The 11,400-nt window shown below is 57.7% G+C and carries 10 protein-coding genes and 1 pseudogene; 8 read left to right on the top strand and 3 right to left on the bottom strand.

Features of this window, described 5'->3' with window-relative positions; genetic code table 11:
• Window positions 1-211 precede the first annotated feature (211 nt).
• Window positions 212-1,207: a sugar-binding transcriptional regulator gene (locus tag AMK05_RS30415; protein ID WP_064843922.1), complete on the bottom strand. Its 996-nt coding sequence runs from the start codon at window positions 1,205-1,207 to the stop codon at window positions 212-214.
• A 398-nt stretch (window positions 1,208-1,605) separates the two neighbouring features.
• Between AMK05_RS30415 and AMK05_RS30410 the strand changes: the two genes are divergently transcribed.
• From AMK05_RS30410 to AMK05_RS30380, 7 genes are read left to right on the top strand one after another with little or no spacing between them, the layout of a single operon-like run.
• Window positions 1,606-3,162: an ABC transporter substrate-binding protein gene (locus AMK05_RS30410; RefSeq protein ID WP_064843921.1), complete on the top strand. Its 1,557-nt coding sequence runs from the start codon at window positions 1,606-1,608 to the stop codon at window positions 3,160-3,162.
• Between the two features lie 4 nt (window positions 3,163-3,166).
• Window positions 3,167-4,114, top strand: a complete 948-nt coding sequence (locus AMK05_RS30405) for a carbohydrate ABC transporter permease (protein WP_064843920.1) — start codon at window positions 3,167-3,169, stop codon at window positions 4,112-4,114.
• Between the two features lies 1 nt (window position 4,115).
• On the top strand, window positions 4,116-4,958 hold the full coding sequence (locus AMK05_RS30400; protein ID WP_064843919.1) for a carbohydrate ABC transporter permease: 843 nt from the start codon (window positions 4,116-4,118) through the stop codon (window positions 4,956-4,958).
• A 4-nt stretch (window positions 4,959-4,962) separates the two neighbouring features.
• A complete protein-coding gene (locus AMK05_RS30395; protein WP_064843918.1) occupies window positions 4,963-6,006 on the top strand; it encodes an ABC transporter ATP-binding protein in 1,044 nt (347 codons plus the stop codon).
• Entirely contained in the window at window positions 6,006-6,980 is a 975-nt protein-coding gene (locus AMK05_RS30390; RefSeq protein ID WP_064843917.1) for a carbohydrate kinase family protein, read from the top strand. The genes AMK05_RS30395 and AMK05_RS30390 overlap by 1 nt, the downstream gene beginning before the upstream one ends.
• A 33-nt stretch (window positions 6,981-7,013) precedes the next feature.
• A complete protein-coding gene (locus AMK05_RS30385; RefSeq protein WP_064843916.1) occupies window positions 7,014-7,706 on the top strand; it encodes a hypothetical protein in 693 nt (230 codons plus the stop codon).
• A complete protein-coding gene (locus AMK05_RS30380; protein ID WP_064843915.1) occupies window positions 7,699-8,322 on the top strand; it encodes a hypothetical protein in 624 nt (207 codons plus the stop codon). The genes AMK05_RS30385 and AMK05_RS30380 overlap by 8 nt, the downstream gene beginning before the upstream one ends.
• 210 nt (window positions 8,323-8,532) lie before the next feature.
• Here AMK05_RS30380 and AMK05_RS30375 read toward each other — a convergent pair whose 3' ends face one another.
• Window positions 8,533-9,426 carry a LysR family transcriptional regulator gene (locus AMK05_RS30375; protein ID WP_064843914.1) on the bottom strand — a complete coding sequence of 298 codons (894 nt, stop codon included), beginning with the start codon at window positions 9,424-9,426 and terminating at the stop codon, window positions 8,533-8,535.
• Between the two features lie 105 nt (window positions 9,427-9,531).
• Between AMK05_RS30375 and AMK05_RS36295 the strand changes: the two are divergent.
• Window positions 9,532-10,649: pseudogene (locus tag AMK05_RS36295) on the top strand (Gfo/Idh/MocA family protein).
• 125 nt (window positions 10,650-10,774) lie between these two features.
• Here the strand turns inward: AMK05_RS36295 and AMK05_RS30365 are convergent.
• Complete coding sequence (locus AMK05_RS30365) at window positions 10,775-11,389, bottom strand: thiamine phosphate synthase (RefSeq protein WP_064843913.1); 615 nt, start codon at window positions 11,387-11,389, stop codon at window positions 10,775-10,777.
• Between the last annotated feature and the right edge of the window lie 11 nt (window positions 11,390-11,400).

Genomic DNA, 11,400 nt, shown 5'->3' with positions numbered 1-11,400 from the left:
GTCGACGGGTGGACAAAGAACTTTTGTTGCAAATACGAACATTGAGGCGAGCCTGTGCGTGCGCAGGCGCCCGACGGCTGAGGAGCATGGCGCCCCCCCCCCCGTCAACGATTTTTATTGAAACGATTTTTTGCACTGCGGTTTGACAGCGTGCGGATCTGCGGAGCAGTGCGCGGGACCCGATGCGCGAACCACTGATGCGCGAAAGGCTCTAGGGTCGTTCGCGCTCGACGGGATCGGTTGCCATCAAGGTTAGCAGAGCGCCCGCCGTCTGCTCATCCGTTACGAAGGTCGTTGGCTTGATTGTCATAAGGGATGCCCGAAGTGCGGCCAGCTTTTCAGGCCCCCCGGAGATCAAAATGCGCTCCGGCGTGCGCCGCAATCGCTCGAGGTTCACCGATATAACCCGAGCATTAACCTCATGGTCGATAACGTTGCCGTCCTTGTCGATGAAGTTATAGAGCACATCTCCGACGGCGCCGGCGTCTATCAAAGAGCGGCGGTCGGCCTCGCTCAGATAGCCGGTGCGGTAGCTCGTCGTCAGCGTGGAGATGCCTCCGACCGAGAGAAGTGCGACGTCGAGCTTGTCTGCCATTTCGAAAATCGCGGCGAGGCCGCATCTTTCCAGCAGTGCGTGCTTCGTCTCGGGGCTATCCACCACGGCCGGTGCCGTGACAAGAAAGCCTTCACCCTTAAAAAGCTCCGCGAACTGCCAGGCAAACTCCGCGGGATTGAAGCGACGAGCAGCCGAAATGCCTCCGAGGAGCGAGACGACGCGAAAATCGTCGAGGGCGGCGCCGGCAATAAACGGCAATGTATTATAAAGGGTGCGCCCCCAACCCACGCCAACGATCATGCCGGAATGCATCAATCCGGTAATCAGCGTTCCCGCAGCTGCCGCAATCACCTTGGTTGGATCGCCTTCGGTATCGGCGAAGGGCGCAACAATGACCTGTTTGATCCCAAATGTCGTCTCCAATTCTCTTTCAAGAGCGATCATATCGGAAAGCGGCGAGGATATGGTAACGCGCACTTCGTTCCGGCGACGCGCTTCCGCAAGAAGTCGAACGACCATTACGCGATTGATGCCAAGCTGGGCGGCAATGTCTTGCTGCGTGTAATTCTCTATGTGGTAGAGCCACGCCACTCGCGCGCGAAGCCTTTCAGAATCACTCTGGACCATGACAACTGTCGGCGTGGTCTGCATCTAGCTTCCTTTCGGATGAGTCTCGCTCGGCGCGGATGATATGGCGCGGGATTCAGCCCTTTTCCCGCGAAGTCAGCGCCCCGTCATCGCATTCTGAATTTTGCGTCGTGTACAAGATTTATCTCTCAGTGGATAGGTCGGCAAGAAGTAGTGGTATGCCGCGGCGCTGCACTGCACAAAGTTGTGTGCTTTATGCGTAATGTTCGAAAAGCGCACCGATGGCCGGGAGAAAAAATGGGTTGACAGTCGTCATTTATGAACACATTGTATTTCTCGATAGCAAATGTTCGCGCCATCGGGCGGATAAGTGCTATGTGGAGCGGAGTGGAGGCCGCGCCGAAACGGTCTTGCCTCCATTGGCATTCAGCTGATTTATTCAGATTGGGAGGAATAACATCATGACAGTCTTAAGTTCCGGCGTATCGCGCCGTGGATTCCTCAGGCATACCGCAGCTTTTGGGCTCGCCGCGGGCGCGGCCTCGGCCCTCAAGCTGCCCGCGTTTGCGCAATCCGGTCTGCCGGATGTGCAGGCGGTTTTGGACAAGATTTCGGTCAAAGACTATGTCCGCGAGGACTACCAGAAGCTCTACAAAATGTCGAACGATCCGCTGTGGGATCCGGCGAAGGACTGGATCCGTACGGTCGATTGGGAAAAGGTTCGCTCGGAGCAGAGCGGAAAAACGGTCAGATTTGCCGTAGGCGCCGCTGACCAAGAGTCAGCTGCCGAGGGGCTCAAGCCCTTTGAACAACTGTCCGGCATCAAGGTGGAACTTGTTCCGATTCCCGACGACAGCTTTTACGACAAGGCGGTTTCAGAATTCATTTCCGGAAACGCATCCTTCGACGCTCTGCAGTTCTTCTCGCCCTGGCTCGGTGATTTCGCCGGCCCTGGTTTCCTGGCCGACCTCGGCGAATATGCCGAGAAGTGGAAACTGCCGCTCGACGACTTTTACGACACTTATCGACTGAACTACGGCTACGTCGGCGGCAAGCTGGTTGGTATTCCGTTCGACTGCGACGTGCAGATGGTGCATCTGCGCAAGTCGATCATGGAGAAAATTCTCGGCGGCTCCATCGACCGAGCTCAATCCGTGCCAACCTACGACGAACTCATTCGCATCACTGCCGAAGCAAATAAACTCGGCGGCGGTGTAGCCGGCGTTGGCCTGATGGCGGCCCGTGGTTTCTGGGCGACTTACACCTGGGAACATATCGCGGCGCAAGCCGGCCTTTCCTTGTTCGACAATCAATGGAATCCGCAGCTCACGAGTGATGCCGGAATGAAGGCCATGGATATCATCATGGCTCTGCAGAAAAACGCCATCGAAGGTGTGTCCGGCGCCGGCTGGGGTGAAAACCGCGCCGCCTGGCTCGGCGGCCAGGTTGCAGCAAATATCAGCTGGCAGGACAGCGGCACCCAGGCCATGCGGCCTGATCAGTCGAAGATCGTCGATGATTTTGTTACGATCTACGAGCCCCGCATTTCAGGTGGCGTATTCGCGCCGCCGAATATTGCCGGATCGACCTCCTGCGTTGCAGCCACATCGCAAAACCCCGAGGGTGCGTTCCTTATGCTCGCATTCCTCACGACTTCGTCTATCATGGCGATGAACGAAGCGAATGCGAATGGTGTTGCTCCAGGCTACCGGTCCGTTCTTGCCAACGAACGTCTCCGCGCCGTCAGCCAGCCCATGAAGGTGTGGGCGGACAGTTTGGAACATGCGTGGTGCGCGCCCCGTATTCCAGGGATGTTCGAAATGGAGCAGGCGCTCGGGAATGAAATCAACCGGGCGGTCACCGGTCAGATTTCAGCCAAGGAAGCCCTCGAGAACGGGCAAAAAGCCTGGAAGAGCATTCTGGAGAAGAATGGCTTCTCCGGTGGAAGCGCCCCGATTGCTTACTCGGACGCGGAGCCAGGCCTCTACGTAGGCAAGGGTAAGGCACTGCCTTTCTAAGATCATGACACATTCAACTCAAAGACTTGAAACGGAGGCGGCGTTCGCCGCCTCCACCATAAGGTTACCCGCTCGACCCCGTCCCCGTTCGGCTACGGCGAGGAAGGTCTTCCCGTATCTCCTAGTTGGACCGGCGGTAGCCTACCTACTCGCGATCACCCTGTATCCAGGTCTGTTCGCGATGTATCAAAGCCTCTTTGTCGTCAAGTTCGTCAACTGGTCTTGGATCGGGCTCGGCAACTACACGCGGATCATCCAGGATCGTGAATTCTGGGCTGCATTGGGAAATACCGCTGTCATCGGCGGCATATCCTTGATCCTGCAATCGGTGATCGCGATGGCTGTGGCCTTCTTCTGTTACCGAGATCCATTTGTCCGCGGTTGGCGCATCATTTTCCTGATGCCGATGCTGTTCATGCCGTCGGCGGTGGCATTCATCTGGAAGCTTGCATTCAATGATGGCCGGGTGATTTCCGATCTCCTCATGTCGATTGGAATCGTCTCCAACAATGTCGACTGGCTTGCCTCTATTTGGCTGGCAAGGCTGACCCTGATTGTCGCGGACGTGTGGCAGTGGACACCGTTTCTCTTCATCATCTTCGTCGGAGCCCTTCAGGGGCAGGACGAGGAAATCGAGGAAGCGGCTCGATTGGACGGGGCAAGCTGGAGCAGCATTTTCTGGAACATCTCACTGCCGATGATGAGACCTATCATCGTGGTTGCCGTAACGCTGCGCGGCATCGACATCACAACGATGTTCACGAATGTCTACATCATGACCCAGGGCACACCGGGCGGGGCAACGGAGACGATGAGCTACTTCATCTATCGTCAAGGCTTCAGGATGTTCAATTTCGGATACGCCTCCGCGGCATCGGTGCTGATGCTGATCTTTACGATCGTCATCGCTCAAACTGTCGTCAAGCGCGCATTCAAATCTGGGAAATCATGATATGGCTAGTATTCGAAAAAGCGGCGGCGAAAGCTTCCTTCTTCGCTACATCATACTTGGCGCCTGGGCCCTTGTTTGCCTTGTTCCGATCATCTGGTTCCTCACAATAGGGTTCAGACCAAGAACTGAAATCATCGTCCCAAGGCCGATCTACTGGCCGACATGGAGTTTGGACGCTTGGCGCCTGCTCGTCAGCGATTGGCCGATAGCTTCGTATCTGCGAAATTCGGTCGTTGCAGTGGCGGGCTCTGTCGTCATTGATCTGCTGCTGGCTATTCCCGCAGCCTTCGCGCTGGCTCGCTATGAGTTCCGTGGCCGAGAGGACATCGGCTTCTACATCCTGTCCACGCGTATGATGGCGCCGGCCATCGTTGCGGTGCCCATCTTCTTTCTGTTCAAAAATATGGGTTTGCTGGATTCCGTCTGGGCTTTGATGCTCATTTACGCGGCCATCAATCTCAGCCTCGTCACCTGGATCATTCGCAGCTACATGCTGGATATTCCGAAGGAGTTGGAGGACGCGGCACGCACCGATGGCGCCGGGGACTTGACCATTCTTTGGGAAATCATGATCCCGGCTTGCCTGCCCGGCATTATCACCGCTGCGGTCATAGCGGCTATCTTCGCAATCAACGAATTCTTGTTCACCCTTCTCATCGCGTCGACCTCAAAGGCTTACACGATGTCCGTTGCCCTCGCCAACTTCACAGGCGGCTCCGATGGGGTGATCTACAACGCAATCGCACTCGTCTCGTTCCTCGCATTCGCTCCGATCTTGATCCTCGTTGTCCTGATCCAGAAGCATCTGTCGCGCGGCCTAACGATGGGCGCAGTGAAAGGATAATTCCATGGCTTCTATTGAACTTAAGAACGTCGTGAAGAGCTTTGGCTCCTTCTTTGGCGTTCAAGATGTCACTCTCGATATCGCCGATGAGGAGTTTCTGGTCCTCTTGGGGCCGTCGGGCTGCGGAAAGACCACGACCATGCGCATGATTGCTGGTCTGGAGCATCCCACCGGGGGCGAGATAAGCATCGGGGGCAACGTTGTGAACGAGGTGGATGCCCGCGATCGAGATGTCGCGATGGTTTTCCAAGGCTATGCCCTGTACCCGAACATGTCTATCTACGAGAACATTCGGTTTCCCCTCAGAATGAGGCGCATTCCGAAGGACAAGCATGACAGCCTCGTTCGTCGCGCCGCGGATATGGTTGAACTTGGGCCGTTTCTCGAGCGCAAGCCCGGCGCGCTTTCCGGCGGCCAGAGACAGCGCGCTGCGCTCGCGCGCGCCATCGTTCGCCAGCCGCAAGTCTTTCTGATGGACGAGCCGCTGTCGAACCTCGATGCGAAGCTGCGTGCCAGCATGCGCGTCCAAATCAAGCATATGCAGCGCGACCTGAAGGTGACCACAGTTTACGTGACGCACGACCAGATCGAGGCAATGACACTGGCCGATCGGATCGTCATTATGAATAAAGGCATAATTCAGCAGATCGGCACCCCCGATGAGATCTATTCAAATCCGGCAAATACGTTTGTGGCAGGGTTCATCGGCTCGCCGCCGATGAATTTGGTGTTGGGCTCTGCGCACAATGGAATTTTCTCGGCTCCTGGCGTGAAGGTCGCCTGCCCTGCAAAGCTATCCGGTCAGGTTACCCTCGGCTTTCGGCCGGAGGATTGCCTGATCGGCGGCGAAAATCTCCAGGGCACCGTTTACGGCGTCGAGCCGACAGGTGACATCACCTACCTGTCCGTCCGCACCCCGGAGAAGACCTTTGAAATCAAAACCGGCCGGGATTTCCGGGCAAAAATTGATTCCACCGTATCCATCGGGTTTGACGCCAGCAGGCTCTACTATTTCGACGGCGACGGCAACAGGATCGGAGTTCAGTGATGTCGGCGACCTTTGATTTCAGCTGCGTCGGCTTTTACACTTTCGATGCTCTCTGCCGACCGGTGGCGGAAATCCCGCCAGGGGGGCAAACCCTTTTCGTCGAAGACTTCACCCTGGCCGTATCCGGCGCGGCCGGTTCCGCGGCGATTGTGGCTGCCAAGTACGGCCTCAAGGTGCAAGCGGTTGGCGGCGTGGGCTACGATGACATGGGCGACTGGGTCCGTGCGAAGCTCCAGACTTTCGGCATAGACACCACGATGATGCGGCGCTACGAGGGCTACTCAACATCCTCCTCAATCGTGACGACAAGGCCGAACGGTCAGCGACCGGCACTTCACAAGCGCGGTGCGACCGATGCGTTTTTTGTATCAGACTCGGAAATAGATCGCGTTTTAGACACCAAAATCCTGCACGTGGGTGGGGTCGGTCTGATGAACCGGATGGATGACTCCGGCCGTACCGCGGAAATCATGGCGGAAGCGCGCCGTCGAGGCGTGATAACAACGCTTGACGTCTTCGCTTCAACGCCGGACGACCTTCCCAAAGTCGAAGCTCTCTTGCCTTACACGGATTACTTCCTGCCCTCTGAAGAGGAAGCGCAGGCACTTTCTGGATTGGCCCACAACAAGGATTTGGCGGATTTCCTTCTCAGCAGAGGGGCGAAGTGTGTCATTCTGACTTTGGGCGCAGCGGGCGCCTACTATCATGATGAGGCAGGCTTGGAGTTCCACTCGCCGGCGTTCCAGGTCGATGTAAAGTGCACATGCGGGTGCGGCGATTGCTTCAATGGCGGTTTCGCGAGCGGCTTGGTAAAAGGACTGTCGCCTCGAGATGCAGTCGAACTCGGCCAGGCATCCTCCGCATTGAATGCCACGGGTTTGGGAAGTCAGGCTGGCGTGGCCAACTATGATGCGACTCGTGCATTTATTAAGGCGACACCCAGACGCGAATTGCGATATGATATTGTGGCCTAAAAAAGGTGCAATGAGGGAAGAGGGTAGGTTGGCATGCCGCCAGAATTCGCTCCACAAACGACGCAACTGAAAGACGTATTGAGATCGTTGCGCTATACCCTCAAGAAGGGGCGCGACACGATGAAGGAGACTGCGCCCCGCCGGCTGCCGGCACCGGCATCGGGTATCGCTCTTTCAGCACTTGGCGAGATTGAGGTCCTTGCTCGCAACGTTGATTTATTCGTCTGCAGTTTTGCCCATTCCGTCTTGAGCGATTCTGCGACGAATTCCGAAAGCCTGCGCGAGATCGCTGCTTCTTCTCGGCCCGACTATAAGTTTTCGGTCGCTTATTATGGAACGATGAAGCTCGTCCTGAGCCACCTTGGCGCAAAGAGAGCTCTGGTCAATCAGAGTGCCGGCCGGCGGGCCTTTGTAAGACTGGCGCGTTCCCGAGACGTCTTCGAGCTGGCCGCCCAACTGACCTTGCAGCTTGCGGATGACGGATCGATAGCAATCGATCAGTTAGCCGACCGATCACCCGTCATGGGCTCCAGGACCATCGTCGTCGCGGTCTTTGCAGCGATGCTCTCATTGCTCGCGGAGTCGGACGATGCTGAGAAAGAAGCGATGATCTTCGCCGCGACCGATCTTGCGGTCGCTCTTCAAGAAAAGATCCTGGATATTTATCAGAAGAGAGATTCTTCGGCTTTGGCCTCGCTCTTTGAACGGTGCGCGGCCCATGTTTGATTTATCGCGCTCAATGCACAATCTTCCCCGAACCAACAAGCCGCTAAGGGTGGCGGTCAGACAGTTACACTGGTTCAAGGCAGCCTTTCATGCACACGCGGCCTTCTGCGGCGAAGCGATTGCGTGCGACTTTGCCATCGACGACGCCAAGCTAGCGGGTGCATTTGTTCGCTGGCTTGACAGTATCGATCGCCAGAAGCCGAAGGAAAAGGTCGAACGACGCGAGTTTTTTCAGTTTGCACCCTCTCTGGTATTGCGCGAACTCGTAGCGGACCTGCCGATTAAGGCGGTGTGTGCACCCACCCGCCTCGACCCCAAGTCGGCGGCGGCGTTCTGGCCCGAAGGATATGTGGCCACCACATTTTGCCTGACTGTCTATGCTGCCACGATGGACCAGGAATTTCATATAGATGTCCATATCAGCCAAATGGTGGATGATCTTCGTAGCTGGTGGTCCTTTCGCGAAAATGCCAACCAGGACATGGATTATGCCGCGGGCTTTTTCCAGATGTTGCTTGGCAATCAACCGAATTGGTGGATGCCGAGCAATTTCAACGCTCGCACCCGCTCCGTAGACGACGTCGCCGATATCGAGGCCATACCCCTGCGAAACTGACGTCCAGAGGCTCTTTCAGCGGGAGGTCACGTCGGATTCTATCCGCAGCTTGGCGCCAAGCGACGCCAGACGACATCTCGGTAAAAGCGACCGGAGGAGCATTGAGGGGTCAGTTCCGGTAAGGGCGGAATGAGACCGTAAATGCCGATGCAATGTTCACGCAGGGTGATGGCGTCGATTTTCACCATGTCGCCCTCGCAAGGGGGTATTTCAGAGGATCTGCTCGGAAGACTGTCGTCGGAGGGACAGATATTGATCCTCGGAAATGGTGGCTGCAACAAAGTCCATAGCAGCGCGTATCGTCGGTGCGTTGCGCAAATCGCGATGAACCATGAGCCAGATGTCGCGCGCAAAAGATGGTATGTGCTCGCCGATCCGGACGAGATCACGGTCCCGCTCCCCGATAAAGCAGGGTAAACCGGCAACGCCCACGCCAGCCCGCACGGCGATCAGGTGCTCACTTGAATGAGTCAGCTCGCAGACCACTGGGCGATCCCCGGCAATGCCGAGCAACCACGATTGCGCTGGCGTGTCGGCATAGGTCTGATCCCAGGCAATGAACTCCCAGTGTTCGGGCGCAGACAGATGGGCGTAAGAGCGATGCGCATAGAGGCCGAAGGCCATCGTCCCAATTTTTCGCGCCACGCTGCTTGCCTCATCAGGCTGCACGAACCGCACGGCGACATCGGCTTCGCGGCGGCTGAGTGAAACCCGCCTGCCCTGTGCCGAGAGCGAAAGCCGGATCTCCGGATATTCCCTCCTGAAACGTGGCAGATGGTCGGCCAGAAGATGCGTAACGAGAACAGGCGGCGCGCTCAGAGTGACTCGACCGGCAAGTGGAGCGTATGCAGCCTTCGCCAAGCGGGCAATGGCGTGAGCACCCGCTTCCATCTCCAGGGCCCGCTCGAACACCTGTGTTCCTGTCGCTGTGAGGCGGCAGGACCGCGGCAGGCGGTCCACGAGCCGCACGTCCAGGGCGGCCTCAAGAGCGGCAAGCCGTCGACTGACTGTCGCGTGATCCACTTTGAGGCTGCGGGCAGCGCCGGAGAGCGTTTCGCTCTGCGCCACAGCTAGGAAATGCCGGACATCTTCCCAATCGACCATCTTATCATCTGTGCGAAATCTCAAGGATCATTCGCATATTTACCGATTTTCGCAGAGAGTGCATCGATCTATTCTAGCGGCAAATTCAAAGGAGAATAGAACGTTATGCCCGGACATCGCTTCAAGATTGGCATCGTTGGTTTGCAGCCGGGCAGAAGCTGGGCCGCGCGAGCCCATATTCCCGCACTGCGCGCGCTCTCCGAGACTTTCGAAATCGTTGGCGTCGCCAATACGAGCAAGGCTAGCGGGGAAGCAGCCGCGGCGGCATATGGACTGCCAAGGGCGTTTGCAGATGTTGCCGAACTGATCGCATCGCCGGAGGTCGACATTGTCACCGTCACGGTTAAGGTGCCTCCTCACTTCGAGATTGTGAAAGCAGCAATCGAGGCGGGCAAACATGTATACTGCGAATGGCCGCTCGGTAACGGATTGGCCGAAGCCGAAGAAATGGCCGCGCTCGCTCGAACTAGGGGGATCTTGGGTGTCGTCGGAACTCAGGCGCGCGTCGCTCCGGAGATCGAGTATCTGAAACATCTGGTTGCCGATGGCTTTGTTGGAGAGGTGTTGTCGACCACCTTGGTGGCGCGAGGCGGCGCCGCTTTGGGTGCTGCCACCATCCCTGATAAGAAGACCTACGGCTATTTGCTGGATCGCGCCAATGGCGCCAACCTGCTGACGATCCCTGTGGGCCATACGTTGGCGGCGCTCAGAGATGTTTTAGGGGGCTCGCGGAAATCTCCGCGATCCTGGCGACCCGGCGGCCCACGGCACTTGCTGTCGATACCGGCGAGACTTTGCCAACTTCCTCGCCGGACCAGGTGATTGTTAGCGGAATCCTGGAGAGGGGCGTAACCGTCTCCATCCACTACCGTGGTGGCACGCCGCGGGACGGCGACGGCCTGTTTTGGGAAATTCACGGCACCGAAGGCGACATTCGTGTCTCGGGTTCCTCCGGTCATACGCAGATGGTGCAGCTTTCTCTCATGGGCGGGCGCGGTGAGGAGAAGACGTTCCGGCCGCTGGAGATCCCAGCCTCATACCGCGTTGGCTGGCCGCAGGACGTCGAGCCGGGGAACGTCGCACGTCTCTATGCCAGAATGGCACGCGATCTGCGGGACGGCACTCGCACTGCGCCAAGCTTCGAGGACGCGGTCGCAGTGCATCGCGTCATCGCTGCGATCGAGAGAGCGGCCGAAAGCGGAAGTCGCATTGTCCTAGCCTGATCCGAAAGTCGCGAGGGAATGAACTGCCGTCATCACCGGCGCCGGATGTGGCGGTCCGAATCAATGTCAATGGCATTTGAACTGAAAGGGTCCGGGCGGTTCTCCCAAGAGATCAGTGCGGTATCTCATCTCGCTGACCTTAAAGGCGCGGTCGCGGCCAGCCATTGACGCGTGCGGGCCTCGGGATTGGGGCTGCGAACAATATCGGTGACCACGGCAGCGCTGTCTGCACCTTTTTCGAACACCAGCGGCGCGCGCTCGACCGTGATGCCGCCGATGGCGACGAGCGGTGTTCGCCCGGCGCGCCGCCGCCACTCCGCGATGCGCTCGACGCCTTGCGGCCCCCATTTCATCTCTTTGAGGACCGTGGGCCACACCGGTCCGAGCGCGACGTAGTCCGGCTCAACCGCCAGCGCAGTTTCCAGCTCCGATATGTTGTGGGTCGAAAGGCCGAGCTTCAGGCCGGCACGGCGGATGGCTGTCATATCGGCGGCCATCAGGTCTTCCTGCCCGAGATGAACGAAATCGCATCCCTCGTCGATTGCCAGCTTCCAGTGATCATTGACGACCAATCGGCAGCCCGCTGCCAAACAGGCGACCTTCGAACGGCGTATCTCCTCGCGAAGCGCGGAGTCTGAACGGTCCTTGACGCGCAGTTGGACGAGTTTGACGCCAAGCGGCACGAGACGCTCGATCCATTTGGCGCTGTCGACGATGAGATAGAAGGGATCAAGTTTCATGAGAAGGCGGC

This window comes from Rhizobium sp. N324, assembly GCF_001664485.1.
GTDB lineage: Bacteria > Pseudomonadota > Alphaproteobacteria > Rhizobiales > Rhizobiaceae > Rhizobium.
The sequence above is the reverse complement of the archived record's forward strand: the minus strand, read 5'-3'. Positions and strand labels throughout refer to the sequence as shown.

What these genes read in the sequence shown, in the direction of transcription:
- AMK05_RS30415 (WP_064843922.1), bottom strand. Translation starts at nt 1,207, where the DNA reads ATGCAGACCACGCCGACAGTTGTCATGGTCCAGAGTGATTCTGAAAGG.
- AMK05_RS30410 (WP_064843921.1), top strand. Translation starts at nt 1,606, where the DNA reads ATGACAGTCTTAAGTTCCGGCGTATCGCGCCGTGGATTCCTCAGGCAT.
- AMK05_RS30405 (WP_064843920.1), top strand. Translation starts at nt 3,167, where the DNA reads ATGACACATTCAACTCAAAGACTTGAAACGGAGGCGGCGTTCGCCGCC.
- AMK05_RS30400 (WP_064843919.1), top strand. Translation starts at nt 4,116, where the DNA reads ATGGCTAGTATTCGAAAAAGCGGCGGCGAAAGCTTCCTTCTTCGCTAC.
- AMK05_RS30395 (WP_064843918.1), top strand. Translation starts at nt 4,963, where the DNA reads ATGGCTTCTATTGAACTTAAGAACGTCGTGAAGAGCTTTGGCTCCTTC.
- AMK05_RS30390 (WP_064843917.1), top strand. Translation starts at nt 6,006, where the DNA reads ATGTCGGCGACCTTTGATTTCAGCTGCGTCGGCTTTTACACTTTCGAT.
- AMK05_RS30385 (WP_064843916.1), top strand. Translation starts at nt 7,014, where the DNA reads ATGCCGCCAGAATTCGCTCCACAAACGACGCAACTGAAAGACGTATTG.
- AMK05_RS30380 (WP_064843915.1), top strand. Translation starts at nt 7,699, where the DNA reads ATGTTTGATTTATCGCGCTCAATGCACAATCTTCCCCGAACCAACAAG.
- AMK05_RS30375 (WP_064843914.1), bottom strand. Translation starts at nt 9,426, where the DNA reads ATGGTCGATTGGGAAGATGTCCGGCATTTCCTAGCTGTGGCGCAGAGC.
- AMK05_RS30365 (WP_064843913.1), bottom strand. Translation starts at nt 11,389, where the DNA reads ATGAAACTTGATCCCTTCTATCTCATCGTCGACAGCGCCAAATGGATC.